General features: G+C 61.6%; 28 protein-coding genes. 15 read left to right on the forward strand and 13 right to left on the reverse strand.

What is annotated here, in order from left to right; translation table 11 throughout:
• The first annotated feature begins 54 nt into the window (after window positions 1-54).
• From UF78_RS00200 to UF78_RS00220, 6 genes are all read left to right on the forward strand, one after another.
• A complete protein-coding gene (locus UF78_RS00200; RefSeq protein ID WP_045159996.1) occupies window positions 55-1053 on the forward strand; it encodes an NAD(P)H-quinone oxidoreductase in 999 nt (332 codons plus the stop codon).
• 641 nt (window positions 1054-1694) lie between these two features.
• Window positions 1695-2111: a DUF4279 domain-containing protein gene (locus UF78_RS23255; protein ID WP_080890523.1), complete on the forward strand. Its 417-nt coding sequence runs from the start codon at window positions 1695-1697 to the stop codon at window positions 2109-2111.
• 97 nt (window positions 2112-2208) lie between these two features.
• Window positions 2209-2517 (forward strand): hypothetical protein, encoded by a 309-nt coding sequence (locus UF78_RS00210; protein WP_045159998.1) that lies wholly within the window; start codon window positions 2209-2211, stop codon window positions 2515-2517.
• A 100-nt stretch (window positions 2518-2617) separates the two neighbouring features.
• Entirely contained in the window at window positions 2618-3067 is a 450-nt protein-coding gene (locus tag UF78_RS22780; RefSeq protein WP_155397576.1) for a hypothetical protein, read from the forward strand.
• Window positions 3068-3277: 210 nt separating this feature from the next.
• Window positions 3278-3766 (forward strand): GNAT family N-acetyltransferase, encoded by a 489-nt coding sequence (locus UF78_RS00215; RefSeq protein WP_230623556.1) that lies wholly within the window; start codon window positions 3278-3280, stop codon window positions 3764-3766.
• 445 nt (window positions 3767-4211) lie between these two features.
• Complete coding sequence (locus UF78_RS00220; protein ID WP_045160000.1) at window positions 4212-4901, forward strand: class I SAM-dependent methyltransferase; 690 nt, start codon at window positions 4212-4214, stop codon at window positions 4899-4901.
• Window positions 4902-5040: 139 nt separating this feature from the next.
• On the opposite strand, the gene rbsD is transcribed toward UF78_RS00220, so the two are convergent.
• The 8 genes from rbsD to UF78_RS00260 all read right to left on the reverse strand — a co-directional run bounded on the left by rbsD (window position 5041) and on the right by UF78_RS00260 (window position 12940).
• Complete coding sequence (rbsD, locus tag UF78_RS00225; protein ID WP_045160001.1) at window positions 5041-5445, reverse strand: D-ribose pyranase; 405 nt, start codon at window positions 5443-5445, stop codon at window positions 5041-5043.
• Window positions 5442-6350, reverse strand: a complete 909-nt coding sequence (rbsK, locus tag UF78_RS00230) for a ribokinase (RefSeq protein ID WP_045160002.1) — start codon at window positions 6348-6350, stop codon at window positions 5442-5444. The genes rbsD and rbsK overlap by 4 nt, the downstream gene beginning before the upstream one ends.
• A gap of 64 nt (window positions 6351-6414) precedes the next feature.
• Complete coding sequence (locus UF78_RS00235) at window positions 6415-7413, reverse strand: LacI family DNA-binding transcriptional regulator (protein WP_045160003.1); 999 nt, start codon at window positions 7411-7413, stop codon at window positions 6415-6417.
• A gap of 6 nt (window positions 7414-7419) precedes the next feature.
• A complete protein-coding gene (locus UF78_RS00240) occupies window positions 7420-8403 on the reverse strand; it encodes an ABC transporter permease (protein ID WP_045160004.1) in 984 nt (327 codons plus the stop codon).
• Window positions 8400-9968 (reverse strand): sugar ABC transporter ATP-binding protein, encoded by a 1569-nt coding sequence (locus UF78_RS00245; protein WP_045160005.1) that lies wholly within the window; start codon window positions 9966-9968, stop codon window positions 8400-8402. The genes UF78_RS00240 and UF78_RS00245 overlap by 4 nt, the downstream gene beginning before the upstream one ends.
• On the reverse strand, window positions 9965-10921 hold the full coding sequence (locus tag UF78_RS00250; RefSeq protein ID WP_045160006.1) for a sugar ABC transporter substrate-binding protein: 957 nt from the start codon (window positions 10919-10921) through the stop codon (window positions 9965-9967). Before UF78_RS00250 ends, UF78_RS00245 begins: the two co-directional genes overlap by 4 nt.
• A 158-nt stretch (window positions 10922-11079) precedes the next feature.
• The gene (locus tag UF78_RS00255) at window positions 11080-12249 is read right to left on the reverse strand and encodes a patatin-like phospholipase family protein (RefSeq protein WP_045160008.1); all 1170 of its coding nucleotides are present in this window, start codon (window positions 12247-12249) and stop codon (window positions 11080-11082) included.
• Window positions 12250-12529: 280 nt separating this feature from the next.
• Window positions 12530-12940: a hypothetical protein gene (locus tag UF78_RS00260; RefSeq protein ID WP_045160009.1), complete on the reverse strand. Its 411-nt coding sequence runs from the start codon at window positions 12938-12940 to the stop codon at window positions 12530-12532.
• A gap of 164 nt (window positions 12941-13104) precedes the next feature.
• On the opposite strand from UF78_RS00260, the gene pnuC reads away from it, so the two are divergent.
• The 7 genes from pnuC to UF78_RS00295 all read left to right on the forward strand — a co-directional run bounded on the left by pnuC (window position 13105) and on the right by UF78_RS00295 (window position 20103).
• Entirely contained in the window at window positions 13105-13668 is a 564-nt protein-coding gene (gene pnuC / locus UF78_RS00265) for a nicotinamide riboside transporter PnuC (protein WP_045160038.1), read from the forward strand.
• 268 nt (window positions 13669-13936) lie between these two features.
• Window positions 13937-15772, forward strand: a complete 1836-nt coding sequence (locus UF78_RS00270) for an ABC transporter ATP-binding protein (RefSeq protein WP_045160010.1) — start codon at window positions 13937-13939, stop codon at window positions 15770-15772.
• A gap of 76 nt (window positions 15773-15848) precedes the next feature.
• Window positions 15849-16373 (forward strand): AAA family ATPase, encoded by a 525-nt coding sequence (locus tag UF78_RS00275; RefSeq protein WP_045160011.1) that lies wholly within the window; start codon window positions 15849-15851, stop codon window positions 16371-16373.
• Window positions 16374-16527: 154 nt separating this feature from the next.
• On the forward strand, window positions 16528-17172 hold the full coding sequence (locus UF78_RS00280; RefSeq protein WP_045160012.1) for a DUF2268 domain-containing protein: 645 nt from the start codon (window positions 16528-16530) through the stop codon (window positions 17170-17172).
• A gap of 231 nt (window positions 17173-17403) precedes the next feature.
• Entirely contained in the window at window positions 17404-17808 is a 405-nt protein-coding gene (locus UF78_RS00285) for a hypothetical protein (RefSeq protein ID WP_045160013.1), read from the forward strand.
• A 149-nt stretch (window positions 17809-17957) separates the two neighbouring features.
• Entirely contained in the window at window positions 17958-19439 is a 1482-nt protein-coding gene (locus tag UF78_RS00290) for a YdgA family protein (RefSeq protein ID WP_045160014.1), read from the forward strand.
• A 178-nt stretch (window positions 19440-19617) separates the two neighbouring features.
• A complete protein-coding gene (locus UF78_RS00295) occupies window positions 19618-20103 on the forward strand; it encodes a DUF4126 family protein (protein ID WP_045160015.1) in 486 nt (161 codons plus the stop codon).
• Between the two features lie 178 nt (window positions 20104-20281).
• Here UF78_RS00295 and UF78_RS00300 read toward each other — a convergent pair whose 3' ends face one another.
• The 3 genes from UF78_RS00300 to UF78_RS00310 form a co-directional block, all read right to left on the reverse strand.
• Window positions 20282-21055, reverse strand: coding sequence for a hypothetical protein (locus UF78_RS00300; RefSeq protein ID WP_045160016.1), 774 nt, complete (start codon window positions 21053-21055; stop codon window positions 20282-20284).
• 318 nt (window positions 21056-21373) lie between these two features.
• On the reverse strand, window positions 21374-22216 hold the full coding sequence (gene yghU / locus UF78_RS00305) for a glutathione-dependent disulfide-bond oxidoreductase (RefSeq protein WP_045160017.1): 843 nt from the start codon (window positions 22214-22216) through the stop codon (window positions 21374-21376).
• 198 nt (window positions 22217-22414) lie between these two features.
• Window positions 22415-22798: a winged helix-turn-helix transcriptional regulator gene (locus UF78_RS00310; RefSeq protein WP_045160018.1), complete on the reverse strand. Its 384-nt coding sequence runs from the start codon at window positions 22796-22798 to the stop codon at window positions 22415-22417.
• 151 nt (window positions 22799-22949) lie between these two features.
• Here UF78_RS00310 and UF78_RS00315 point away from each other — a divergent pair, with 151 nt between their 5' ends.
• The gene (locus tag UF78_RS00315; RefSeq protein WP_045160019.1) at window positions 22950-23561 is read left to right on the forward strand and encodes an NAD(P)-dependent oxidoreductase; all 612 of its coding nucleotides are present in this window, start codon (window positions 22950-22952) and stop codon (window positions 23559-23561) included.
• A gap of 64 nt (window positions 23562-23625) precedes the next feature.
• Here the strand turns inward: UF78_RS00315 and trpA are convergent, their stop codons facing one another.
• The gene (trpA, locus tag UF78_RS00320) at window positions 23626-24435 is read right to left on the reverse strand and encodes a tryptophan synthase subunit alpha (protein ID WP_045160020.1); all 810 of its coding nucleotides are present in this window, start codon (window positions 24433-24435) and stop codon (window positions 23626-23628) included.
• On the reverse strand, window positions 24432-25643 hold the full coding sequence (gene trpB / locus UF78_RS00325) for a tryptophan synthase subunit beta (RefSeq protein WP_045160039.1): 1212 nt from the start codon (window positions 25641-25643) through the stop codon (window positions 24432-24434). The genes trpA and trpB overlap by 4 nt, the downstream gene beginning before the upstream one ends.
• A gap of 237 nt (window positions 25644-25880) precedes the next feature.
• On the opposite strand from trpB, the gene UF78_RS00330 reads away from it, so the two are divergent.
• Window positions 25881-26378, forward strand: coding sequence for a DUF3060 domain-containing protein (locus UF78_RS00330; RefSeq protein ID WP_045160021.1), 498 nt, complete (start codon window positions 25881-25883; stop codon window positions 26376-26378).
• Window positions 26379-26401: the final 23 nt, after the last annotated feature.

Raw genomic sequence — 26401 nt, forward strand, 5'->3', positions numbered from 1 at the left:
GCTGCCTTCGTTAAGGCGAATGCGCTATCTGGTCTTTGAAAGGAATGGCAATCCATGAGTGAACAAACCATGCGTCATGTAGAGCATCGTCCAGGCGGCGACGCCGAATGCCTGAGGCTGGCCGAAGGAGCGGTCCCCGAGCCTGGCCCGCACGATGTGCTGATACGGGTGGCTTACGCCGGGATCAACCGGCCGGACGTATTCCAGCGCTCCGGCAGCTACCCGCCTCCGCCGGATGCGTCGCCCCTGCTCGGCCTGGAAGTCTCAGGGGAAATCGTCGCGCTCGGCAACGAAGTGAACGGCTGGAAACTGGGCGATCAGGTCTGCGCGCTGACACCGGGAGGTGGTTACGCTGAATATTGCGTAGCCCCGGCCGAACATTGCCTGCCGGTGCCCGCCGGGCTGTCACTGCTGGAAGCGGCCGCGCTACCGGAAACCTACTTCACCGTCTGGAGCAACGTGTTCGAGCGCGGTGCCCTGCAGCCCGGTGAATCCTTCCTGGTGCATGGTGGCTCCAGCGGCATCGGCCTGACAGCAATTCAACTGGCCAAACAGTTCGGTGCCACCGTTTACACCACCGTCGGCAGCAGCGAAAAGGCCGGCGCCTGCCGCCGCGCCGGCGCGGATCGGGTGATCAACTACCACGAAGAAGATTTCGTCGACGTGCTGAAGCAGGCCACCGATGGCGACGGCGTCAACGTCATCCTCGACATGGTCGGCGGCGACTACATTCCTCGCAATATCAAATCCCTCGCCGTGGAAGGCCGCCTGGTGCAAATCGCCTTTCTCAAAGGCAGCCGCGTCGAACTCGACACTTCGCCGATCATGCGTAAACGCCTCACCTTCACCGGCTCGACCCTGCGCCCACGCAGCCGTGAAGAAAAGGCAGCCATCGCCAAAGCGCTGCACGACAAGGTCTGGCCGCTACTGGACCAAGGCCATTGCCACCCCGTGATCCACGCCACCTTCCCCCTCGAACAAGCCGCCGAAGCGCACCGGCTGATGGAAAGCAGCAAGCACATCGGCAAGATCATGCTGAAGGTTGCTCCGTAATCCTTCGCGGTCAGGTGCAAACGCCCGCACCGCAGGAGCAACGCTTGCGGTGTTTCGCAACTCTGATGTACGCAGAATCTCGTGCAATCAACTGGTGAGCTGAATGGGAGATAACACGCCGAACGGGCGCCGATAACGCCGCAGCACTTGTGTTAGAGCAGCTCAGCCTGGCGATGGTGGGATATTATACAGCACGCCCGTCCGGCGTCTTATACACCAACTGGTGTCTAATTATAGTTAGGCGGAAATAGATGGAGAGCGGCATAGCTTGGTTCATAGCGCTTGTATTAGTGGCGTATCCACTCCTAGCACCGTGGAGGAAGATATTCATCGCCGCTTGGCTGGTTATCTGGTTTACATTATGGGCTGTTTTATTCGCATATCTGAATAACGAGCTAAATCATGTTGAAGAAGGAATAATTTCTGGCTCGGTAGTCATCGGAGCCGCTATTTTAGTTTATTCAACAGGGAGCGTTGTCCGTTTGCTTTTTCGAGTAGCGATCCGGCACTTCAAGACGATAAAGGCCATACGGAACCCTATGGTTCATAATGACAACCTGGCCTAACAACCGGTTCAAGCCGATCACTTCGTTCACTGGGGCGGGCTAAAGCTCGCCCCTTAACCAAATGTTAGGCACACCATGTCAGAACCCAACCGACAGTACGCATATTTCTCACTACATGGTCAATTTGATCCTGACGAGATCACGACCGCTGTGAGCACTCAGCCAAGTGAGGCATGGCGCAAGGGTGATGTTCACCCTATTCGTAAGTTCGAGCGTAAATTTAGCCACTGGTCTCTGAGGTCAAGGCTTGCTGAGTCAGAGCCTATCGAGGCACATATCCATGACGTACTCTCTCAGCTACAAAGCAACGCAGCCGCATTCTCAGCGGTATCTAAAGAGCATTCAGGCTGCATGCAACTCGTTGGATTTTTCCATGACGGATACCCTGGCCTCACATTTGAGCAAGATATTGTTTACGGTCTCGCACAATTTCACTTGGCTGTAGATTTTGATTTTTACAATCTATGGTCTGACGCACGCGAGGGAACCTAGGTGCGCCTAACAACTGGTTCAAGTCACTCGCTTCGCTCGTTCGGGACTGCGTTCCGCAGCCCCTTAACCAAACGTTAGGCACACAAAGGAAAAGTACATGGACGACGCAGCGTACGAGAAACTTGAATCTCTTTGTGGTGATTTCCAAAGACAGTGGATCGCCATATTGCGAGACACGCTAAAGAAGCACAACGTACCCAACGAAATCGCCAAATCAATCTGCGGTGAATTTAGCTTCGACTTATCAATGCTCTTTGACCAAGGCGAGATCGAGTACAAGGGTGGCAGTTACAGGCCATTTGTCGCTTTCACAGACGATGCTGAACAGCCATCATTTGTTATTGAGCCTAACGGCCCTCAATTCCATGAATATGCATTTGGTACGACCGAAGAGGCCTATGAATAAAAATCTCTTCATCAACCGCCTAACAAATGGTTCAAATCGTTCGCTTCGCTCACTGGGACGGGCTAAAGCCTGCCCCTTAACCAAACGTTAGTTAATTCGCATGGCTGAAGAAATCATCGAGTTCCCTGTAGATTCCCGGCAGTGGCTGCTGCAAGCATTTTATTCAGCAGCATTATTTACAGTTATATTGAAATTAGCTGGAGCCGCAGTTGCAGTCGCTGTGGTATTAATCTTTAACGATTTTATGTTGGCGAGGCCAGTAGCAGCCTTGGTAGACGCACGACGAAAAACTTTAAGATATGTTTACCGAAAAGCGTACGCGTTTCGGCGTCAGCAGGATATCGATCTTTCAATTCTTTCAAGAATTTATACACAAGTCGAAAGTTACGCAAGTAGGTCTTTGCACCTAAGTGGACGTAGGGGCGAGCACTTAAAGCTAGCAAAATTTAACCAAAGCCCAGTATCGCCAAAACAACACATCGAAGAAATAACAGCGCTCAGAGAAGCTATCGCAAAAGCGCTTAAAATTAACGATGGCGGCAATGTTTAATCTAACTAGGGTTCAAACCGTTCGCTTCGCTCACTGGGACGGGCTAAAGCCCGCCCTTTGATAAGAAAAGGGGCAGATTTATTTATTTCGCACATCTTTCTGTGCGCTAAATAGATCTGTCCCCCTTTCTCATTTATCGCAGGAGCGTTGATGTTCACTCACCAAACCGCAGTACACACATAACGGCATGGTTAGACGGCTGATAGCAGTATGTCGCTACTGATTAAAGAAATCCCGGCATCAAAGGCTCCCATGCAGTTGTTGCTGTTGGCAGACCCCTCTGAAGACAAAATACGTTCTTATCTTTCACTGTCGAAGTGCTTCGTTGTGCTGGCGGGCGAATGCGTGGTTGGGGCCTGCGTCGTGCAGCCGCTTATCAACGAGACGTACGAGTTGATGAGCATCGCCATTCACCCCGACCATCAGCGGGCGGGTCATGGCGCAGCGCTCTTGAAATGGGTCATCGAGTTCTACCGCGCACGCGGCGCGCGGCAGCTAGAGGTGGGCACCGGCACGTTTGGCTATCAGCTCGCGTTCTATCAGCGGCACGGCTTCCGGGTGACACGCGTTGACCACGATTTTTTTATCAAACACTATCCCGAGCCTCTTTTTGAGGATGGCATACAGCACTTCGACATGCTGCGCCTCACGCTGCGTTATTTGGGGACCAAGGAGGGTAATGAAAGAGAAAGCTGCTAGTCGTTTGTTTGTTACGGAACACTTTTGTTAATCCGACTTATGTATAGGGGTATCGCAGAGTACTGTCTATTTACCGCAGAGGCGAAGCTGGTAAGTGCTCAAAATACGTCAGGGATGGGCGCGACGCCCTGGAAGCTGACAAGCGAAACGGAAAGGGGGCAGGGCTATTTCTGGCAATGGCTCGCTTCACGAGCGCACCTGTTCCGTTTTCCGATCTTTCCATGCGGTCAGTGTCTGCCTGCTCCTGTGCGCGGCGGCACCGACCAGAGCGATATTTGCTAAAACGTCTGTTAAAGTAACTTCAAAAGATACTAAAAATAAGGCAGTCTTGAATTATACGCCGCGAACTGGGCAGCCTCAGCACGTTAGCCAACAAGCCGTTATACGCTCAAGGAAGCACTATGCATGACCAGATATGCTCGAAGTTAAGTTTCGGTAAACGGCCATGAGCCAGGACAACCGATCGCCCTTTGCAAATAAGGCTGCAGTCGCGACCTATGCGCAGGACACGCCGCGTAAGGTGCCTGGACTGACCGATCTCCATCGCATGACGACCTTGCTGTTATCCGAGCACGCGCCAAACGAGACGCACATTCTCGTTATCGGGGCGGGCGGCGGGTTGGAAACGAAGGCCATGGCCGAGGCTCGGCCCGGCTGGCGCTTCACAGGCGTCGATCCAGCGTCTGCCATGCTGGACCTTGCGCGCCAGGCCGTCCTGCCGTTTGCGCATCGCGTCGAGCTCTTGGAGGGCACTGTTGATCAGGCACCGGCTGGCCCTTTCGATGGCGCCACTTGCCTTCTCACGCTGCATTTCCTCGACCGAAGCGAGCGGTTGCACACGCTGCGGGAAATCCGTCGTCGCCTGAAAGTGGGCGCGCACCTTGTGATCGCTCATCACTCGGCGCCCGATCCAGACCCTGAGCGCTGGATGACACGCTCGGTCGCTTTCGGCGACCACAGCGGCATCGATTGGGCAAAAGCGGAAGCTACGGGTAAGGCGATGAACGAGCGGCTGCCGTTGCTCGCGCCGGAGGAGGATGAAGCACTGCTCCGTGAGACGGGGTTCAGTGATGTCGCGCTGTTTTATGCCGCGTTTTCATTTCGTGGCTGGATTGCGGTCGCCGCCGGGGAGTAGGGGGCCAGGCTCGTGTAACTAGCCGGGCACACCACCGCTTGAAGCGGCCGACTTGTTTTGCCCGGCACACGTCTTTTATCAAAGCCCGACCAGATGGGGTGTGAGCGTTGGGCGATTCTGACGTGGCACCGATAGATCTTCAGAACGTCACGCCTGCGATTAGGCCGATATTGCTGTAGGGCCGGCATTCTCCGGTGCGTATCTGCACACGAGCCTTGGCGCATGCGGCCTTGAGTTCGTCATGGCTGACCAGCTGGCGCTCGCCCAGTTCGCCGGCGGCGTACAGCGCCTCGATGGCGCCGAGCCCCGAAGGCGCGACCTCCAGGGTTTCGCGGGCCAGTAGATGACCCTGCACCTGCATTTCGCTGAGCACGACCTGCAAGGTGGTGGCGAAATCCGGCACGCCGGCGGTCAGCGCCAGGTCGATGCAGGGTGTGCCGGGCGGAACCGGCATGCCTGCGTCGCCGATGACGATGATGTCGCCATGCCCGAGTCGGGCGATGGCGGCGGAGAGGGCGGCGTTGAGCAGGGGTGTCTTCTTCATGTGGGCAGCTCATGGCGGTAGGGGATGGAGGGTTGCGCACCCGGACGGGTGACGGCCAGCGCAGCCGCTCGCTGACCGAGGCCGATGGCCGCTTCCAGTGGCTGTCCGGCCGCCAGGGCCGCGGCGAAGCCACCGACGAAGGTATCGCCGGCCGCGGTGGTGTCGATTGCCACAACCGGGTCGACGGGCAGATGAAGATGACGTGTGGCATCGGCGTAGAGCACGCCTTGACTGCCAAGGGTGATCAGTACGCGTCTTGCGCCACGCCTCAACAGCTTGTGTGCTGCGAGCAGCGCGCTTTGCGGCGAGTCGACCTTAATTTCCGTGAGCAACGCGGCCTCGCTTTCATTGGGGATCAGGTAATCCACCAGGCCGTACCAGTGAGCGGGCAGGGGGCCGGTGGCCGGCGCCGGGTTGAGGATGACCGTGCGGCCCAGTTCATGGGCCCGGTACAGCGTGGTCTCGACGGTCGGCAGCGGCACTTCCAGCTGCGCGATGACGATATCGGCTGCCTGCAGCAATGCATCGTGAGCGGCCAGACGCTCCGGCGTCAATTCCCCGTTACCGCCCGCGGCGATGATGATGGCGTTCTGGCCGGCATCGTCCACCAGAATCGTGGCAATGCCGGTGGGGACGCCGGGCGCACTCATGACCGCGCTGCAATCGATGCCTTCGGCCATCAAGCCCGCGCGCAGATCAGCGCCGTAGGCGTCATCGCCAACACAACCGATCATCGCGACATCGGCGCCCAGGCGCGCGGCGGCGACAGCCTGGTTGGCGCCCTTGCCGCCGGGCGCCGTGGCGAAACCGTGGCCGGCGAGGGTTTCGCCACCGACGGGAAGGCGAGGGGTCCGAACGATCAGGTCCATGTTCAGGCTGCCCACCACAACTACCTTTGCTTGCATTGCTGTTGTTCCTCTTTCGCGGCGATACGCAGACGGCTCATGGCTCTTCAACCGGTGGCGCCGTTCAAGCCGCTGGTGCCGCGCTGGATTCACGCAGCACCAGGGTGGGTTCGACGAGTTGATGTGCGGCGCTCAGCTCGGGCTCGCGGATGCGCGCGAGCAGGCGCGCGGCCGCCGTTTCACCAAGCTGGCCGATGGATTGGCCGACCGTGGTCAGGGCCGGATACAGGTAGCGGCTGACTTCGATATCGTCGAAACCCACCACCGATAGCTGCTCCGGCACGCGAACGCCTCGTTCCGCCGCGGCACGCAGCACACCCAAGGCGATCATGTCGTTGCCGGCGAAGATCGCGGTCGGCGGCGCTTTACCCGCAAGCAGGGCCAGGGCAGCGGAATATCCCGCGGGGCTGGTGAAGGCGCAGTCCACTACGGGAAGCGGTTCCACGCGGGCGCCTGCCAGGGCGCGGCGATACCCCGCCGCACGTAGCTGCACGACTTGCGTGCTGGCCGGCCCCCCGATGCAGGCGATACGGCGATGGCCCAGCTCGAGCAGGTGCTGCGTGGCGAGAAAGCCGCCGCGTTCATGGTCGACCTGCACGCGGTCAGCCGTGACGCCATCGAGGGAGCGGTCGACCAGCATCAGCGGCACTTTCAAACCGGCGAGCGCCTGAGCGAACGCCGTGTCGCTGGCCACGGTGGCGACGATCAGACCGTCGATACGACGCTCCACCAGCACCCGCAGGTAGCGTAGCTGCTTGTCGATATCGTCATCGGAGTTGCACAGGATCACGCTGTAGCCGTTGCGCTCGGCATGGTCCTCGATGCCCCGTGCCAGTTCGGCGAAATAGGGGTTGCTGGCGTTCGGCACGAGCAACCCAAGGGTGCCGGTTGCGCGTGCGCGTAACGAGCGCGCCACGCCGCTGGGCACATAGCCCAGCTCGGATATGGCGGCTTCGACCTTTTCCCGCACCGGGTCGCTTACCGGCCGTGTGCCGTTCACCACGTGGGAAACGGTGGTGTAGGAAATGCCGGCGCGCGCGGCGACGTCCTTGATGGTGGCCATGAACCTTCAGCCCCTGCGCTTGGCGCGATGGCTGCGGTAGGTATCGAGGATCACCGCCACCACGATCACCGCACCGGTGATGATGCGTTTGGTCGGTTCAGTGGCGCCAATCTGCGCCAGCCCGGCCGCCAGTACGGAAATGATCAACACGCCGAAAAAGGTGCTGATCACCGAACCGCGCCCGCCCATCAGGCTGGTGCCGCCGATCACCACGGCAGCGATCACCTGCAGCTCCAGGCCGGAGCCGGCATTCGGATCGGCCGCTTCCAGGCGGGAGATCTGGAAGAGTGCGGCCAGGCCAGCAAGCAGGCCCATCAGCGCGAACACTGAGACCTTGTACGGCTTAGGGTTGATGCCCGCCAGGCGCACGGCCTCTTCGTTGGTGCCGATGGCCACCAGGTAGCGGCCGAACACGCTGCGGGTCAGCAGCAGGTGCGCCGCGACGATCACCAGCAGCGCGATGATGAACGCGGGGGAAATACCCGCCGCGAATGGCGTCGACAGCCAGGCATAGGCGTCGCCGATGTAGGCGGTGCGTGAGTCGGTAAGCTGGTAGGCGAGGCCGCGCGCCATCTCCAACACACCGAGGGAGACGATGAAGGAGGGGATGCCCCAAGCGACAGTGATAGTGCCGGTCACGGTGCCGGCCAATGCGGCGCAGGCCATGCCGAGCAGCGCCGACGGCACGATGCCCCAGCCAAAGCCAAGCATCGCCACGCTGACCACAGCCGCCGCCAGAGCAAGTACCGAACCCACCGACAGGTCGATGCCGCCAATGATCAGGATCAGGGTCATGCCCACCGACAGCACCATCAGATCGGGGATCTGGTTGGCCAGGGTGGTGAAGGTGGCGTAGGACAGGAAGTGACTGCTCAAGGACGAGAACAGCACGATCATCGCCAACAGCGCGCCAGCGAGGCCCAGGTAAGTGCCCAGGCCCTGGTGCGTGCCGCTGCGCTTGGCGGCAGGCGTGGCGGACGAAGCGGTCATTGGGAAAGCTCCTGTAACGGGGGCGCGACATCGCCGAGCATGGCTTCGCGGCTGCGGTAGCCTGCGAATGCGGCAGCCAGCAGACGGTCCTGACTCCAGTCGTCGCGGTCAAAGGTTTCAATGAGGCGGCCGGCGGACAACACGCCGATACGGTCGCAGATCAGCATCAGTTCGCGCAGGTCGCTGGACACCACCACCAGCGCTTTGCCCTGGCGCGCCAGGTCGCCGAGCAGGCGGTAAATCTCAAACTTGGCGCCGACGTCGATGCCACGGGTGGGCTCGTCGAACAGCAGCACGCGGCAATCGCGCTCCAGCCAGCGGCCAATGACGACCTTCTGCTGATTACCGCCGGACAGCTCGACCACGGCCTGATGGGGGCCGTTGCAGCGAATACGCATGGAATCTATCTGCCGCTGGGCAAGGGCCCGTTCCGCGGCTGGCCGCATCAGCCCGTTGCGTGAGACGGCCGGCATGTTGCCCAGTGCCAGGTTGGCGGCGATGGGCTGGCTCAGCAGCAGGCCTTCGCCCTTGCGGTCTTCGGTGATCAGCGCGATGCCGTGGCGTACAGCTTCGGCGGGGGAGCGCACCTGGACCGGCACGGGCGGGTTACCGAGCGAGACCTGCCCGCTGTCGGCGCGATCGGCACCATAGATCAGGCGAAGCAACTCGGTGCGACCCGCGCCGATCAGCCCGGAGATGCCGTAGATTTCCCCGGCGCGCACAGTGAGCGACACATCCTCCACCTTGCCGCGGCGGGTGAGATTATCGACTTGCAACAAGGGCGCGCCGATCGGGCGTTCGCCCAGGTCGATGGCTTCGCCGACATCGCGGCCGACCATCAGGGTGACGAGCTCGTCGCTGCTGTAGCGGTCGATGGCTTCCACCGCCACCAGTTGACCGTCACGCAGCACGGCGACGCGCTGCGCCACTTTTGCCAGTTCTTCCAGGCGATGAGAGATGTACATAATGGCGACGCCGGCTTCGCGCAGCCGCTGGATCTGCGCGAACAGCAGGTCCACCTCGCGGGCGGTCAGCATGGCCGTGGGCTCGTCGAGCACCAGCACACGGCAATCGCCGATCAGATTGCGGGCGATTTCGACCATCTGCTGATGACCGACTCCCAGGGCCGCGACCGGCGTATCCGGATCCACCGACTCCAGCCCGACCTGCGCCATGGCCTGGCGCGCCATCTCACGCAAACGACCACGGGCGATCCAGCCGCCACGGCTGGGCAGATTGTCGAGAAACAGGTTTTCCGCCACGGTCAGTGTCGGCAGCAGGTTGAGCTCCTGCAGCACCATGCGTACGCCAAGACGCTCGGCTTCGCGACGGCTCGCCGGGGCATAGGGTTGGCCGAGAAAGCTCAGCGAGCCGGTGGTGGGCTGCTCCAGCCCGCAGAGGATCTTCGACAGCGTGCTCTTTCCGGCGCCGTTCTCACCGGTCAGTGCCAGCACCTCGCCGGCGCGCAATTGCAGGTCGATTCCGCCTAGCACCGGCTGAGCATAGGTCTTGCCGATGCTGCTGGCGGCGAGAACGGTCTCGCCACCGGCTACCGCTTGGCTCACGGCTTGGTCACGAGTTCGACAGGGGTTTCGATGACGCCGTCTTTGGCATCGGTGGATTCGCCCTTGACCAGCTTGAGCGCCGCTTCGATACCGAACACGGCTTGCTGCGCGGCGAACTGATCGGCGGTGGCGAGTACACGACCGTCCTCGAGCATGGGCTTGATGGCGTTGATGTTGTCATAGCCGACCACCTGTACCTGGCCTTGCTTGCCGGCCGCGCGCACCGCCGATACCGCGCCGAGCGCCATGCTGTCGTTACCAGCCAGCAACGCCTTGAGGTTCGGGTACTCGTTCAGCATGGCGGAGGCCACGGCGTTGCCGCGATCGATTTCCCAGTTGCCCGACTGCACGCTGACGACCTTCATGCCGGCGGCTTCCATCGCATCCTTGAAGCCTGCGGTGCGTTGCTGAGCATTGGTAGTGGTCGACACACCTTCGATAATGCCGACCTCATCGCCCGCTTTCAGCTTGTTCTTGGCCAGATATTCACCGACCAGACGCGCGCCTTTGCGATTGTCCGGGCCGACGAAGGGCACATTCAGGCCCTTGCTTTTCACCACGTCCGGATCGAGACGGTTATCGATATTGACGACCTTGATCCCGGCATCGCTGGCCTTCTTGATCACGGACACCAGGGCTTTGGAGTCGGCTGGCGCGATGACCAGCGCATCGACCTTGGCGACGATCATCTGCTCGACGATGCGGATCTGCGCAGAAGTATCGGTCTCGTCCTTGATGCCGTTGGCGATCAGGGTGAACTGGTCCGGGTTCTCTTTCTGATAGGCCTTGGCGCCGTCTTCCATGGTGCGGAAGAACTCATTGGCGAGGGATTTCATGACCAGTGCCACCTGAGGCATTTCACCTTCGGCAGCTTGAGCACTGGAGAGACTGACTAGGGCGGCGGCACCGAGAGCAATGGCGGCGCAGAGACGGGCAGGACAGAGACCGAACATGGGAAAACTCCACGGTTATTGTCATTATTTTGGATACGCAAACGTTTGCGTGTATGTAAAACTATGAAATAGCCTGGATTTTGTCAAATTAGGTAGCGCCACCACTCGTCGTTAATAGAACTGCGAGTGCTTAGCGAAGCAGCGGGCTAGGAAGTGCGCTAAACATCGAGCTTTAGAAAGGCCTTGAGCTCGGATTTCTTGCCCATGGCATCCCGGTAACCCAGTTCAATCAGCTCGCTGCAGTAGCCGGGCTCGAACAACAAGTAACTCAACAGCCCGCCGCCGCCTTCGCGCGTGCCGCCCGAACCACGCAGGAATAGCCTCAGAGCCGCGGGCATCTCTCGCCGATGGCGAGCGGCGATCTTGTCCAGCGGTTGGCTGGGAGAAATTACCAGCACCTCGACGGGCGTCAGGCCATAGGCGCGCTTGCGCTGTTCGATAGGCACCAGTCGTCCCAGTAGGTTGAGGCGCTCCAGCAGCTCGATATCAGTCTCGACGTTGTCGATGAACGTGCTGTTGAGCATGTGCCCTGAGATCTGCGCCAGGCTTGGCATGGTGCCGGCAGGCCTGGGTATCGGCGCTGTTTTGGCCTGAGCTCCCACCGGGTTGCCACTGACCCCGACCACCAGCACACGCGTTGCGCCCAGGTGCAGGGCGGGGCTGATCGGTGCGGTCTGGCGTACCGCGCCATCGCCAAAATACTCACGGTTGATTTTCACCGGCTCGAAGATCAGCGGGATGGCCGTGCTGGCCAGCAGATGGGGTATTGCCAGGCGGGTCGGCACACCCACCCGACGATGGCGCAGCCATGGGTCGATCGCAGCATGTCCCTGATAGAAGGTCACCGCCTCGGCCGACTCGTAGCCGAATGCTGTCACCGCTATCGCGCGCAGTTGCCGATGTCGCATAGCCGCGGCGATACCGGAAAAATCCAGCTCGCGCTCAAGCAGCTTGGCCAGCGGCGAACTGTCGAGCAGCGCAACCGGCACTTGCTTGCCGATACCCAGCACGCTGCGGCCGAGAAAACGGCTGGCCTGGTGCAACACACCCGGCCAGTCACTGCGGTACACCTGATCGGTATGAAAACTGCGCCACACGGAGCTCAGCCGCCCCACTGCCTCGCGAAAATGCAGGGCGCCGCATGCCAGGCTGACGGCATTGATCGAGCCCGCCGAGGTGCCGACGATCACCGGGAACGGGTTGTCTGAGGACTCGGGTAGCAGATCGGCAATCGCCGACAGCACGCCCACCTGATAGGCCGCTCGCGCGCCGCCACCCGAGAGGATGAGCCCAGTGGTACCGGGGTTGTTCACAGTGTCCTCGGCCATCATCGATTCCAGTTCGGGGTTTCCGGTAGCGCTTGGGCTCGCCAGAACTAATGATTTGGTCCGGGGTACTTATCACATGACGATTGAGACCGCGAATGGCTTGAAGCCGGTCGGCCGTGCATCTGTACCTTGGCGTTCTCGCCGTTTGGCTTACCGTGCGGCAGAACCGCCTGTGCTGGCCCATCGGGTTGGGTATTGCAAGCAGACATGGCTATGTGACATGGCGCGCGGCATGGAATACAACCCTGTTGCATTCAATTTAACTTCCCTCTCTTGTGGCTCAGCCGTTCGGCACGACCTCGTAGGGCGTATTGCTGAAGAGGATGTTGCGCCAGGCCGGGCGCCATTGAGGGATGCTCAGGGTGAAGCCCTGGGTGCGCTTGTCGAAGGCGATCCAGGTCACGCCCAGGCTTTGGCTGTCCTCGCTTGCCCGCATGTCCACTGAGCGCGTGGTAAAGAGTGGGCTGCGAAATACCTTCGACCGATCCGTACGGTCGACGATGCGCAAATATGACAGCCCTCCGCCAGGGGCCAGCAGGCCCTGTACCGGCACGCTTTCGATCAAATGGCCACCTTGCGGGCTGACTTGCGAAACCGACGGCGGCGCGCTCAGCGCATCGCTCAGGCTCCAGCCAAAGAGCAGGGCGAGCGCGGCGAGAAGGCTGCATACAGCGAGAATGGCTTTGTTCATGTCAGCGTTTCGGCAGGGTGATGGCGGGCGTGCCAGGTGGCAGGGGTTCGCGTAGCAGATCGGAAAACACGCGGAAGTCTCCGCCTCGTTTGTATCTGGCCCGGTACCGCATCAGTGGCCACCGCTTGCCGTATCATGCGCACCCCGTTTTCTTTCATCAGCCCATGACTACCCTCGAACTGATCGCCTCCACCCTCGGCGTGCTCGCCGTCTGGCTCACCGTGCGTCAGAACCCGCTGTGCTGGCCCATCGGATTGGTGATGGTACTGCTGTATGCCTGGTTCTTCTTCGAAGCGCGGTTGTATTCGCAGGTGTTGCTCAACGGAGTATTTGCCGCCATGCAGTTGTATGGCTGGTGGCAGTGGACGTGGGGCGGCGGGCAGGGCGGTGGCCGGCCCGTGGTGGGCTCGACGGCGATGGAGATGGGTGTGGGCCTTGCCGTGGCGGCGCTCGGCAGTGTCGGGCTGGGTTTGTTGATGACCATGGCTACCGAAGCGGCTTGTGCCTGGCCGGACGCTGCGTTGACGGCGTTCAGCCTGCTGGCGCAGCTGTGGATGGCACTCAAGCGGTGGCAGTGCTGGGTGCTGTGGATCGCAGTGGACGTGCTCTTTGTGGCGTTCTTCGTGTTTCAGGAATACTGGTTCACTGCGGGGTTGTACGGGTTATTCACTGTGCTGGCGGTGATGGGCCTGCATGAGTGGCGGCAGTCGAAGTTCGCGGTGCAATGAGGCCCGCGGCGCCGAATTGGCAGGCCGGGTGGCGCTGGGTGGCCGTAATACCGACTGCCGTCGACATTGCTTGGCCGAACAGGCCAGTGGTCCCGCTGTCATTGTTAAGGCGCCACGTGCCTCCCATACTGCCAACCTCCGGCTGTAACCCACGCGCCAGAGCATATGGGCACCACCGAAACACAACTACCGCCCCTTGCTGCGCTATTCCATCTGCCGACCGCAACACGCAATACGCCCGCCCACTCGCCAGAGCAGACCGTGCCCCATGTTGTTCAGCCGTTTCGAAAACCTGATCGATGTTTTCAAGCCAAGCCCCGATGTAGCACCACCCAGCGGCATGCTGCGGTTCTATGCCCACTACCTGAAGCAGGTGTGGCCGCTGATGATCGCGGTGTTGGTGATTGGCTTCGCGGCGGCGGTGATCGAAGTGGCGCTGTTCAGCTTTCTCGGGCAGTTGATCGACATGGCCCAGGCGACCAGCGATGCGCGGACATTCTTTGCCGAGCATCGTAACGAGCTGCTGTGGATGGCGGCCGTGGCGCTGATCATCCGCCCCCTGGTGTTCGGCCTGCACAACCTGCTCACTCATCAGGCGATCAACCCTGGGCTGACCAACCTGATCCGCTGGCAGAATCATCGTTATGTGCTCAAGCAGAGCCTGAATTTCTTCCAGAACGATTTTGCCGGGCGCATCGCCCAGCGCGTGATGCAGACCGGCCCGTCGCTGCGTGATTCGGCCATGCAGGTGATCGACGCGCTGTGGCACGTGGTGGTCTATGCCGGCAGCGCGCTGTACCTGTTCGCCGCCGCCGATCTGCGTTTGATCGTGCCCTTGCTGCTGTGGATCGTCGGCTACAGCGCCGCACTCTGGTACTTCGTGCCGCGTATCCGCGCGCGTTCGGCGGCGGCGTCCGCTGCGCGCTCCAAGGTGATGGGACGGGTGGTGGATGGCTACAGCAACGTCGCCACGCTCAAGCTATTCGCCCACTCCCGGGAGGAAGAAAGCTACGCCCGCGAGGCCATGCAGGAGCTGCTCGGCAAATTCCGTCTACAGTCGCGCATCATCACCAGCCTGGATTTCGCGATTACCTGCATGAATGGCCTGTTGATCGTCGGCACCGGCGCGCTGGCGCTGTGGCTCTGGAGCGAGGCGCTAATCAGCACCGGTGCCATCGCCCTGGCGCTGGGCCTGGTGATCCGCATCAACAACATGGCCGAATGGATCATGTGGGTGGTCAACGGCATCTTCGAAAACGTCGGCACCGTGCAGGACGGTATGAAGAGCATCGTTCGACCCCGTGATGTGCTCGACCGTGAAGACGCCCAACCGCTGCAGGTGGAGCAGGGCGGTGTGCGCTTCGACGATGTGCATTTCCACTACGGCAAGCGCGGCGGGGTGATCAGCGGGCTGAGCATCGATATCCGTCCCGGCGAGAAGATCGGCCTGGTCGGGCCGTCCGGCGCGGGCAAGTCCACATTGGTCAACCTGCTGCTGCGCCTCTATGACCTGGAAAGCGGGCGGATCCTCATCGACGGCCAGAACGTCGCCGAGGTCGGTCAGGAAAGCTTGCGCGCCAACATCGGCGTGGTCACCCAGGACACCTCGCTGCTGCACCGCTCGATCCGCGACAACCTGCGCTACGGCAAGCCCGAAGCCAGCGACGATCAGCTCTGGGCCGCTGCCCGCAAGGCCCGGGCGGATGCCTTCATCGGCACGCTGGACGACAGCCAGGGCGGTCTGGGCTTCGACGCCATGGTCGGTGAGCGGGGCGTCAAACTCTCCGGTGGGCAACGCCAGCGCATCGCCATCGCCCGGGTGCTGCTGAAAGATGCACCGATCTTGGTGCTCGATGAAGCCACCTCGGCGCTGGATTCGGAAGTCGAAGCGGCGATTCAGGAGAGCCTGGACACCCTGATGGAAGGCAAGACGGTGATCGCCATCGCGCACCGGTTGTCGACCATCGCGCGCATGGATCGGCTGGTGGTGATCGACAAGGGCCAGGTAATCGAGACCGGCACCCACACCGAGCTGATCGAGCGCGGCGGCCTCTATGCGCGCCTATGGCAGCATCAGACCGGTGGCTTCGTGGGCGTGGATTGAACGGACGGGTAACGGCGGAGGGAAAGACTTCACGGATGAACAGGGAAAACGCCAGGCAGCCGAGGGGAGCGGGCCAATGAAGGTGCTGGTACTCACCGGAGCCGAATCGACCGGCAAAAGCTGGCTCGCCGCGCGACTGCAGCAGCGCTTCGGCGGGGTGGTGGTGGGCGAGTACGTCCGGCATTTCATCGACTCCGAACAGCGCGACACCTGCCTGGCTGACATCCCGGCCATCGCCCGCGGCCAACTGGCCTGGGAAGACGCGGCGCGCATCCAGCGGCCCTGCCTGCTAGTCCTCGATACGCACCTGCTGAGCAACATGGTCTGGAGCCAGACGCTGTTCGGCAGCTGCCCGGCGTGGCTGGAAGCCGAACTATTGGCGCGCCGCTACAACCAGCATCTCCTGCTTTCGCCCGAAGGCGCCGAGTGGCACGCGGACGGCCAGCGTTGCCAACCGGACGCCGCCCAGCGATGGATCTTTCATGACGCCTGCCGCAGCTGGCTCCAGCAGCATCGGCAGCCGTTCGTAGAAATTGCTGGAGACTGGGCTAGCCGTGAGCAGCAGGCGATTGCTGAAGTTAGCGCTCTACTGGGCCAGTGATTCAAGTAGCGCTGCCAGCAACGGCACGCATAAGGGACAGACTTTCGTATGAGCGAAACCGATTCTTCGCTGTTCGCTGTTCGCTGTTCGCTACTGCTTTGTGCGAGTCTTTTCCAAAGCCTATGCAGAAGGGGAGACGCGCCATGTTGCGCGGATGGGCAATTTGAATATTCATTTTCTCGACGCTCGCGAAGCGCTCACGGATGTTCGTGATTGGATTCATGCCAGCCTGACGGAGACATACATCAAGGCGAACGCGCTATTGGCATTGCGTCCCATCGATGTCGTTGTAAAGGCAAGCGCGCAGGTTATTCCTGAAAAAGGGCACCTGGGCTATGCGCCCGAGCCAGGCCTAATCTTTGTATCCGTCGACCCCGGTAGTGCCGTATTTCGGGCTAATAGCGAGGCGTCTCTCGAGCGAATGTTCGCGCATGAACTTCATCACGTGGCCCGCTGGGATGGGCCGGGTTATGGATTCACATTGGGTCAAGCGCTTGTTTCGGAGGGGTTGGCCGGGTTTTTCGCTCGGGAAGTTTGTGGCGGCGCACCTGAGCCATGGGAGCGTCTGAGTCTTTCCGAGATCCGACCCTACGTGTCCAGAGTTGAAAGTGACTGGGATAGTCGGAACTATGATCACGCCGCATGGTTCTTCGGCGACGGCCGCCTTCCCCGATGGTTAGGGTATTCGCTGGGTTACCAAGTCGTTGCGCGTTTCCTTTCAATGCATCCCGAATCCACCGCATCCAAGCTTGCAGGAGTGGATGCTCAAGCGTTTCGCGACTGTCTCGACTGTCTCTAAGTTATGTTCGCGATATCGGGATCGGCAGGAGCGAGCTAGGGTGCTAGTTATGGAACTGGCCTCGGCGAGAGTAGGCAGCCGAACTAGTGCAGCCGGCCGGCCGCTTACCTATTTCACCCAGGCGTAGTACGGCGGGATTATCTGTTCCGGTGACGCTCGCATATGACGCCAGCAGGAGGCTCTTAGCAAGCTTTGTTCAAAATGTAGTGGCCTTTCGATAAGGGGAATCGCGTGGACAGTCGAGGGTTTGTTTGGGCGCATTTCAAGCTCAATGCCGAGCAGCGCCTGCGTGGGTTCAACTTCTTCGTGGTGCTGGCGATCTTTGCCGACGGTGGTGTGCTGGCCGCCTTGGAGCGCGGCTTCTCGCCAGGTTTGCTGGTGTTGCTGGGGGCCTTCACCGTGTTGCTGGCCATGGTGTTCTGGCTCGTCGATGCGCGTAGCCGCCAGCTGTTGCAGCTGACCATCACGGCGCTTCGGGAGATCGAGTCCGAGTTTCCGCCCAGCTACCGGCTGTTTGCCAACGATGCGCTGGGACAGAACCCGGTCATCAGCTACACCTTTGCCATCCGAGCGCTATTGTTGGCGCAGATGGGCTTCGGCTTTGGCGTGATCGTCTATGGGCTCTACCACTGGTGACGACGCGACGCGGTTTGCTGGCAGGTTCTCACCCTTCCCATCTCGTTGCATGGCGCGCTGGAGCCCGAGCAGCCCCACTGATAGAGTGCCGCCGCTCGCCAACTATCGGCTGACAGGATGTCTGCCCAGCCGCCGCACAGGATGCTTTCATGAAAAAACTCGCACTCGCTGTTGCCGTACCCCTGGCCCTCATCGGAGCCGCCACCCTCTACACCGGCACCCAGGTCGAATCGCTTGCTCGCGATGCCGTCGACCAGGCCAACGTCAAGCTTCGCCAGATGGGAGTCGGCGCTGGTGCCGACGTCAGCCTGGAGCTGGTCAGCTTCGAGCGCGGTCTGCTGTCCAGCTCGGCGCGCTATCAGATCGACATCGAAGTGCCTGATGACGAAGGCAACACCAAGCACTACTTGGTGTTGCTGCAAGATCAGCTCGAGCACGGTCCATTCCCTCTGTCGCGTTTGGCACGCGGGCAACTGATGCCGGTTGCCGCCCAGAGCCACGCCGAGCTCGTGCGGACACCGCTGACCGAAAAGCTGTTCGATGCCGCTTCAGGCGAAAGCCCGCTGGTGGGCGACACCACTATCGGCTACGACGGTCGCCAATACGGCGATCTGCGTTCGGCCGCATTCAATTTCGAAGATGAAGACGGCGCGGTTCGCGTCTCGTCCGCCACGATCAATTTCGAAGCGGCGAAGAACGCCGCTGCCGTACGCATGAACGGCGAGCTGCCGGAAATCGACGTCGACCTGCAACACAGCGCCGCCGATAAGCCGATACACATGAATGTGCGCGGTATCAGCCTGAGCGTCGACAACAAGGAGGATGCCAATGGCTTCGCCCTGGGGCCGTCGGCTATCACCCTCAAGCGCATGGAGATCCAGGCCGGTGACGAGCCTGCCGTGATCATCCAGGACGCGTCGTTCGACGCCGTACTGGCCGAGGGCGAGCGCGGCCTCGACCTTTCGGCCGGCTACCGTGTCGGTCAGGTGGACGCGCAAGGGCAGACCTTCCGCAACCTGGCTCTGGTTTTCGGCCTGCGTAACCTCGAGGGCAGCAAGCTCAAGGCGCTGGTCGATCGCTACAAAGAAATACTCGATAGCGGCCCCACGCCGGAGGAGTCGATCGCCAACATCACCGATTCCCAGCAGCAGGAATTGCAGGCGTTGGCGCTGCAGCTGCTCGAGCACAACCCCACGCTGGCCCTCGAGGAGTTCGGCTTCGAAACCGCTCACGGCGCGGCCCGCCTGTCCATAGTGGTGGATCTGCGTGAGCCGAGCGCAGAGGCGTTCACTCCCGACGCGATGATCTCCAGCATGCTGGCATCGCTCAAGGCCGACGCCGGTATCGACAAAGGCCTGGTGCGCGATGTGGTCAGCCTCGTCGCACAGCGTCGGCAGGAGGAAGGGCAGCTGGACCCTGTGGCGCTGAAGCAGGAAGCCGACGCCAGCACCGACCTGTTCAGCAGCATGGCGATCGATTCGGGCTGGTCCCGCCTGGAAGGCGAGCGCCTGATCAGCTCCCTGCACTACGCCAATGATCGGGTGACCTTCAATGGCCGCGAGATGAGCGTCCAGGAGTTCATCGGCTTTGCCTTCGGCTCGGTACAGGGTGCCGGCCTGCTCGGCCAGTGATTCAACGAGCATGAAAAAGGCGGCTTCGAGCCGCCTTTTTTGCATCTACGACAATTCCAAGTTCCACAACGGCGCGGTGGCGCTCGCGAGCCCAGTTGTCGGACCACAGTCCATCCTCTCGGCTGAACGCCTCGGTCCCGCACCCGGTCGGTATAGATAACCACCGGGAGGCTTGACGATGACGATATCCAGCAATCTGTTTTGGGGCGCGTTGGCGCTTGGTCTGGTCACGGGCATGCGCAGCACGCTGGCGCCGACGATGACCAGCCGTGCGCTGGCCGCGCGTGACGGGATCGAAGATGCCGGCGAGCCGGCGCGTATGCTGGCCTCGCACCCTGCACAGCAGGTTCTGTTACCGATGGCGGCGGCTGAGCTGCTGGGTGACAAGATGCCCTTTGCGCCGGATCGCACCATCGTTCCGTCGATGATGTTCCGTGCACTGTCGGGTGGCGTGACGGCCGCAGCATTGGCGAGCATTCGACGTGAGCCGGTGATGCTACCGGCACTGATCGGTGCGTCGGCGGCGCTGGTTTCGTCGAAGATCGGGCTGAGCCTGCGCAAGCCTTACCAGCCGCGGCCGCTGATCAACGCCGCCCTCGGGCTCGCCGAGGATGGTCTGGCATTGACCCTGGGCAGGGCGGGGCTGCGACGTGCGCTGGGTTAGAGCGTGCAGGCAATGAGTGTCGGTACGGCTTCGCCGGCATTGACTCCGCGTGGCGGGCTGAAGCGGAACGCCGCCCGGCCCTCCCTGCGGAGAGAGATGATTGACCTGTGGAGCGCCCATTCGAGCCATACGTTCATGACAGGCCGCAGCGCGGCCTGTCATTCACCGTATCGAGCAATCAGCTGGGCCGCTGGATCACGCAGATGCGATTACTGCCGGTCCCGGAAGCTGTGGAGCCCTGCACGGTATTTCCGCCGCCGGTCACCGGGTTAGTGGCCAAGGTGTCTGGATAATCCGTTCCGGCTCGTTTGGCGCTGCTGCCGACATCGTAGCGGCCCGTGTCGACTGTCGCCGTACGGTCGGTTGGCAGCGCTTCGTCGGTCGGTCCCGCACCGGCCGCGTGGCTGAGCCGATCGTCATCGGCGTGAGTATTAGCGGTCGCAGTCGCGTTCGAGGTGGTCGACCCGGTGAAATGCTTGTCGAGATGGCTGTCGCCACCGGTCGCGCCGGCATAGGGGCTGGTAGGCCCGGCATAACCCTGCATCGCGCCTGAGTCAGTTGGGCCGGCGCTGCGATCATTGATGTCGATGGCGCCGTTGTATTCCAGAGCGTCGCGTGCCCTGACCAACTGATCGTCGTCGTATACGTCCACCGCGATCACCAGGGCGCCCCGGCGCACGGCTTCCGGGTAGGCGGTGGCGTGGTGACGGTGCGCCTCGTGCGGCTCGTTGCCAAACAGGGACTTGAAGAAATGCGCGACCTTTGACTCGTGATGCGCACGATCCACGTTGCCGTCCGTGGTGGAGTAAGGCGCGTCGTAGGCATGGATCTCTGCGCTGTCGGCCCCGACCGAATGTATCTGTTCCTGAGCGATGCCCCGGGCCATCAGGTCGCCACGGGTGCGGTTTGCATCGGTCAGCGTTGCGAACGCTGCTACCAGTGTGTGTTTCATGGTCCACCTCGCGTTGTGTTGAACAACTGGGTATGACGAGCGCTGTGCTTACACGGCTGACGACAGGTTCCAGTACGGGCAGCCATGACGATGGCTGCCCCCGCTGCAAGGGTGGCGCTCATGAACATTGGGTCGGGGCGCACCGCCATAGTTCAGATCGGCGGTCGGATAGTTGCTCGGCTCGCCGTGCGACGGGCGTTAGGGAATTGAATCGCACGGGGGGCGCCATGAATCACGTGGGTCGCGATCATGCGTGTCGAGAGGGCGACGGTGAAGCGGGCCGAGCAGTGTTCGCCTCGGCCCACCGGGGCGTGCAGGTCAGTCGAGATCGGCGGCGCTATGGCGTTCGGGAGCCTGCTCCGACTCGTCGCCCCAGCTGCGGTTGACCTTGCGCCCGCGAATCACGGCGGGCCGTTCGGCAATCTCGGCAGCCCAGCGCTGCACGTGCTTGTAATCCTGCACCGAGAGGAATTCGCCTGCGTCGTACTGCTCGCCGCGCACCAGCCCGCCGTACCAGGGCCAGATCGCCATATCGGCGATGGTGTAAGTGTCGCCGGCTATGTAGCGGTTTTCGGCCAGTTGGCGATCCAGCACATCGAGCTGGCGCTTGACCTCCATCGCGTAGCGGTTGATCGGGTATTCGTACTTCTCCGGGGCGTAGGCATAAAAATGCCCGAAGCCGCCGCCGAGGAAGGGCGCCGAGCCCATCTGCCAGAACAGCCAGTTGAGCGTTTCGGTGCGCGCGCGGGTTTCGGTCGGCAGGAAGGCGCCGAACTTCTCCGCCAGATAGTGCAGGATCGAGCCGGATTCGAATACCCGTAGCGGTTCGCCTTCGACGCTATGGTCGGCCAGGGCCGGAATCTTCGAGTTCGGGTTGATCTCGACGAAGCCGCTGCCGAACTGGTCGCCTTCACCGATGTTGATCAGCCAGGCGTCGTATTCGGCACCGCTGTGGCCGAGCGCGAGCAGCTCTTCGAGCATGACGCTGACCTTCACGCCGTTGGGCGTGGCAAGCGAGTAGAGCTGCAACGGATGCTTGCCGACCGGCAGCGCCTTTTCCTCGCGCGCGCCAGCGGTAGGGGCGTTGATATTGGCGAACTTGCCGCCCGACGGCGTGTCATGGGTCCAGACTTTCGGCGGTACGTAAGGGGTATCAGGCATGGCAATCTCCTCGAGTGGCTACTGGGGATGTGCAGGGCATGCTACGCGTTAGTTTTGCACGGTCGAAATCGAGCGGATTGATAGTGGTCATCGATGCTCAATGATGGGTTCGAATGTGCGTGCTTGGTAGAGCGGCGTGTGCGGCCGCCAGGTTTCGACTAGCAGCCATCCGTCCGAGCCGCCACGAAGCGCGCAATGTCAATCGGCTGCCGCTTCGGCTGAGCGATACGTGCGCCGTGATTGGCAGATCCGTTCGTGATTGGCATCGGCCCATTGCACCAGTGCCTGCATCGGCACCAGGAACCCCCGCCCCAGATCAGTCAGACGGTACTCCACGCGAGGCGGTACCTCGGCGTAAAGGGTTCGTTGTACGAATCCATCCATCTCCAGCCGCTTGAGCGTCCGCGAAAGCATCTGCTTGGAGATATCGCCGATTTCTCGGCTGAGCTCATTGAAGCGCAGCGTGCGCTCGGACAGCGCGTCGAGCACCAGAAAACTCCATTGATCACCGATGCGATCAAGCACGTCGCGGATCGGACAAGGGTGATCGAAAGCGGCGTTAACGCCAACAGCTTGCGGCATACAGGATCTCCTAGGTCCAGCCAGGTCAGCGGCGAGTGACCAGGTAACACCAACCTAACTTCTTGTGGGTCAAGGCGGCGCACCGTAGCATCGGCCTCTCCAAAGGTCTACAACACATACCTAGTCCACTAAATAGAACATAGGGTCTCGCATGTCTCATATCGCATTGATCGGCGCCTCCGGCTCAGCTGGCTCGCGCATCCTCAAAGAGCTCTCTGACCGTGGCCATAGGGTCACCGCCATTGCACGCAACCCAGAACGCATCGCTGCACGTGTCGGTGTCACGGCCGTCAAGGGCGACGCCCAGGATCTGCAAGGCCTGGCGTCGACCTTGCGCGGCCACGATGCCGTCGTCAGTGCGGTCAACTTCACCTCGTCCGAGCCGCATACCCTGATCGAGGCGGTACGCGCCTCTGGCGTCAAACGCTATCTGGTCGTAGGCGGCGCCGGCAGCCTGGAAGCCGCGCCGGGTCAGCGCGTCATCGACTTGCCTGATTTTCCCGAAGCCTACAAAGCAGAAGCCTCCCGCGGCGCGGCCTTCCTTGAGCAACTCAAGCAGGAAACGGAACTGGAGTGGACCCTTCTGTCACCCTCGGCCGAGTTCGTTCCCGGCGAGCGGACAGGTCAATTCCGCCTGGGCAAAGACGCGCTGCTCAGCAACGAACACGGCAGTCGCATCTCCTTCGAAGACTACGCCGTGGCGTTGGTCGATGAGATCGAGCACCCGGCGCACATTCGCCAACGCTTCACCGTTGGCTATTAAGGCGAGATAAAAAAGCCGCTGCCCAGATAAACGAGGCAACGGCCCCGGTGCGACTGACTGGACGTCAGTCGCGTGCGCCGCGTACTCCGGCACTGATATCGCGACACAAGCCCAGCACGCCCTCGACGGCTTGCTCGGACGTTTCGGCGCTGGCGATCCGGTCGATCAATGCCGAGCCCACCACCACGCCTTCACTCAATCGGGCGATGGCGGCTGCCTGTTCCGGGGTGCGGATACCAAAGCCGACGGCCACCGGCAGATCGGTGTGGCGCTTCAGGCGTGCCACCGCTTCTTCGACGTGTTCCAGCGTGGCCGAACCGGCGCCGGTCACGCCAGCCACCGAGACGTAGTAGACGAAGCCCGAGCTGCCGTTGAGCACGGTGGGCAAGCGCTTGTCGTCGGTGGTCGGGGTGGTCAGGCGGATGAAGTCGATGCCTGCGGCCTGGGCCGGGTCGCAGAGGTCTTCGTTATGTTCCGGCGGCAGGTCGACGACGATCAGGCCGTCAACGCCGGCTTCCACCGCTTCGGCGAGAAAGCGCTCGACACCCATCTTGTGGATGGGATTGAAGTAGCCCATCAGCACTAGCGGCGTGTCCTGGTTGTCCTGCCGGAACTCGCGAACCATCTGCAGGGTTTTCGCCAGGTCCTGCTTGGCCGCGAGCGCACGGATGTTGGCCAGTTGGATCGCCGGGCCGTCGGCCATCGGGTCGGTGAAGGGCATGCCGAGCTCGATTACATCGGCGCCAGCGGCGGGCAGGCCCTTGAGAATTTCCAGCGAGGTGGCGTAGTCCGGATCACCGGCGGTGATGAAGGTCACCAGCGCGGCGCGGTTTTCCTGTTTCAGCTGGGCGAAGCGCGTCTGCAGGCGGCTCATATGTGTTCTTCCTGTTCGTCGTAGTGGTGCATGACGGTCTGCATGTCCTTGTCGCCGCGGCCGGAGAGGTTGACCACCATCAGGTGATCCTTCGGCAGGCCGGGGGCGCGCTTGAAGACTTCGGCCAGCGCGTGTGCGCTTTCCAGGGCCGGGATAATGCCTTCCAGGCGGCAGCACTTGTGGAAGGCGGCGAGCGCTTCCTTGTCGGTGATGGAGGTGTACTCAACACGGCCGATGTCGTGCAGCCAGGCGTGCTCGGGGCCGATGCCGGGGTAGTCGAGGCCGGCTGAGATCGAGTGGGCGTCGATGATCTGGCCGTCCTCGTTCTGCAGCAGAAAGGTGCGATTGCCGTGCAGCACGCCGGGTACACCGCCGTTTAGGCTGGCCGCATGCTGGCCGGTCTCGATGCCGTGGCCGGCCGCTTCGACGCCGATGATGGCCACGCTCTGGTCATCGAGGAAGGGATGGAACAGGCCCATGGCGTTTGAGCCGCCGCCGATGCAGGCGACCAGCGAGTCGGGCAGGCGACCTTCCTGGGCCGCCATCTGGTCGCGGGTTTCCTTGCCGATCACGGCCTGGAAATCGCGGACCATGGCCGGATAGGGATGCGGGCCGGCCACGGTGCCGATCAGGTAGAAGGTGTTGTGGACGTTGGTCACCCAGTCGCGCAGGGCTTCGTTCATCGCGTCTTTCAGGGTGCCGGTGCCGGCAGTGACCGGAATCACCTCGGCGCCCAAGAGCTTCATGCGGAAGACGTTGGCCTGCTGGCGGTCGATGTCGGTGGTGCCCATGTAGATCACGCACTGCATGCCGAAGCGCGCGGCGACGGTGGCGGTGGCCACGCCGTGCATGCCTGCGCCGGTCTCGGCGATGATGCGCTGTTTGCCCATGCGCTTGGCCAGCAGGATCTGGCCGATGCAGTTGTTGATCTTATGCGCGCCGGTGTGGTTGAGCTCTTCGCGCTTGAGGTAGATCTTCGCGCCGCCGCAAAACTCGGTTAGGCGTTCGGCGAAATACAACGGGGAAGGCCGGCCGACATAGTCACGCTGGAAGTAGGCGAGTTCCTTGGCGAACTCGGGATCCTGCTTGGCTTTTTCGTATTCGGCGGCCAGCTCGTGGATGAGCGGCATCAGGGTTTCGGCGACGTACTGACCGCCGAAGTGGCCGAACAGGCCCTTGGCGTCAGGGCCGTTGCGCAATGAGGTCATGGCGTGCTCCTTGTCGACAGCGCTTGGCTGGCAGGGCGAGTGGTTGATGGCGCCCATTGTATCTCCCACCCGTTCAGGGAAAAGCGATTAGATCGTCGTAACCTGTCAATAAAACTCACCAATAATCCAGGCGGTGGCGGTGATGCCGCACGCTGTTGTCAGCGGCGCAGAACTCGGCGCCGACGTATCGGTCCCAAGCGCAGCGGCAGGGGCTCCGTCTTACAGGAAGACGTTCGAATGCAAAAACTAATGGCGATGGGTGCGCTATGCGCGGCGCTGGCGACGACGGCTCAGGCCGAGACACTGGCACTCGATGGCATCGGCAACTCACGTGACGTGAGGTGCAAGGGGCAGGATGTGGCCATCACCGGCAATGCCAATCGCTTTCGTCTGAGTGGTGATTGCGGCAGAGTCGAGGTGCACGGATCGGATCAGGTGGTGACCGTCGGCAATGTCGCCAACTTGGAGGTGACAGGCGGGGAAAATCAGATCGAAGCCGAGCGGGTCGGGAGCCTGGACGTGAGTGGTGCCGATCACCGGATTACGGCTCAGGTGCAAGGCGACGGCGAGCAACCGGCCTCGGTCGTGCTATATGGCGGCAGCAATATACTCACGCTCGATCTGCATGGGCCGGTGCATCTGGAGGTCAACGGTATTGGCCAGCAGGTCACCTGGCGCGGAGACGATCCAACGGTCGAGACCAGCGGCGGCGAGCACCGCATCCAGCGCCAGTAGCCATGCGCCGGTTGGCGGTTCGA

The sequence above is a fragment of the Stutzerimonas stutzeri genome (assembly GCF_000952685.1).
Taxonomy (GTDB): Bacteria; Pseudomonadota; Gammaproteobacteria; order Pseudomonadales; family Pseudomonadaceae; genus Stutzerimonas; species Stutzerimonas stutzeri_E.

Bases quoted from the DNA above. Each gene is read 5' to 3' on its own strand.
- UF78_RS00330 (WP_045160021.1), top strand. From the start codon at position 25,881: ATGCAAAAACTAATGGCGATGGGTGCGCTATGCGCGGCGCTGGCGACG.
- UF78_RS00200 (WP_045159996.1), top strand. From the start codon at position 55: ATGAGTGAACAAACCATGCGTCATGTAGAGCATCGTCCAGGCGGCGAC.
- UF78_RS00235 (WP_045160003.1), bottom strand. From the start codon at position 7,413: ATGGCCACCATCAAGGACGTCGCCGCGCGCGCCGGCATTTCCTACACC.
- UF78_RS00255 (WP_045160008.1), bottom strand. From the start codon at position 12,249: ATGGCCGAGGACACTGTGAACAACCCCGGTACCACTGGGCTCATCCTC.
- UF78_RS23255 (WP_080890523.1), top strand. From the start codon at position 1,695: ATGTCAGAACCCAACCGACAGTACGCATATTTCTCACTACATGGTCAA.
- rbsD (WP_045160001.1), bottom strand. From the start codon at position 5,445: ATGAAGAAGACACCCCTGCTCAACGCCGCCCTCTCCGCCGCCATCGCC.
- UF78_RS22780 (WP_155397576.1), top strand. From the start codon at position 2,618: ATGGCTGAAGAAATCATCGAGTTCCCTGTAGATTCCCGGCAGTGGCTG.
- UF78_RS00240 (WP_045160004.1), bottom strand. From the start codon at position 8,403: ATGACCGCTTCGTCCGCCACGCCTGCCGCCAAGCGCAGCGGCACGCAC.
- pnuC (WP_045160038.1), top strand. From the start codon at position 13,105: ATGACTACCCTCGAACTGATCGCCTCCACCCTCGGCGTGCTCGCCGTC.
- UF78_RS00250 (WP_045160006.1), bottom strand. From the start codon at position 10,921: ATGTTCGGTCTCTGTCCTGCCCGTCTCTGCGCCGCCATTGCTCTCGGT.
- UF78_RS00310 (WP_045160018.1), bottom strand. From the start codon at position 22,798: ATGCCGCAAGCTGTTGGCGTTAACGCCGCTTTCGATCACCCTTGTCCG.
- UF78_RS00275 (WP_045160011.1), top strand. From the start codon at position 15,849: ATGAAGGTGCTGGTACTCACCGGAGCCGAATCGACCGGCAAAAGCTGG.
- UF78_RS00220 (WP_045160000.1), top strand. From the start codon at position 4,212: ATGAGCCAGGACAACCGATCGCCCTTTGCAAATAAGGCTGCAGTCGCG.
- UF78_RS00260 (WP_045160009.1), bottom strand. From the start codon at position 12,940: ATGAACAAAGCCATTCTCGCTGTATGCAGCCTTCTCGCCGCGCTCGCC.
- UF78_RS00270 (WP_045160010.1), top strand. From the start codon at position 13,937: ATGTTGTTCAGCCGTTTCGAAAACCTGATCGATGTTTTCAAGCCAAGC.
- trpB (WP_045160039.1), bottom strand. From the start codon at position 25,643: ATGACCTCATTGCGCAACGGCCCTGACGCCAAGGGCCTGTTCGGCCAC.
- UF78_RS00315 (WP_045160019.1), top strand. From the start codon at position 22,950: ATGTCTCATATCGCATTGATCGGCGCCTCCGGCTCAGCTGGCTCGCGC.
- UF78_RS00280 (WP_045160012.1), top strand. From the start codon at position 16,528: ATGGGCAATTTGAATATTCATTTTCTCGACGCTCGCGAAGCGCTCACG.
- yghU (WP_045160017.1), bottom strand. From the start codon at position 22,216: ATGCCTGATACCCCTTACGTACCGCCGAAAGTCTGGACCCATGACACG.
- UF78_RS00300 (WP_045160016.1), bottom strand. From the start codon at position 21,055: ATGAAACACACACTGGTAGCAGCGTTCGCAACGCTGACCGATGCAAAC.
- UF78_RS00290 (WP_045160014.1), top strand. From the start codon at position 17,958: ATGAAAAAACTCGCACTCGCTGTTGCCGTACCCCTGGCCCTCATCGGA.
- trpA (WP_045160020.1), bottom strand. From the start codon at position 24,435: ATGAGCCGCCTGCAGACGCGCTTCGCCCAGCTGAAACAGGAAAACCGC.
- UF78_RS00210 (WP_045159998.1), top strand. From the start codon at position 2,209: ATGGACGACGCAGCGTACGAGAAACTTGAATCTCTTTGTGGTGATTTC.
- UF78_RS00215 (WP_230623556.1), top strand. From the start codon at position 3,278: ATGTCGCTACTGATTAAAGAAATCCCGGCATCAAAGGCTCCCATGCAG.
- UF78_RS00295 (WP_045160015.1), top strand. From the start codon at position 19,618: ATGACGATATCCAGCAATCTGTTTTGGGGCGCGTTGGCGCTTGGTCTG.
- rbsK (WP_045160002.1), bottom strand. From the start codon at position 6,350: ATGCAAGCAAAGGTAGTTGTGGTGGGCAGCCTGAACATGGACCTGATC.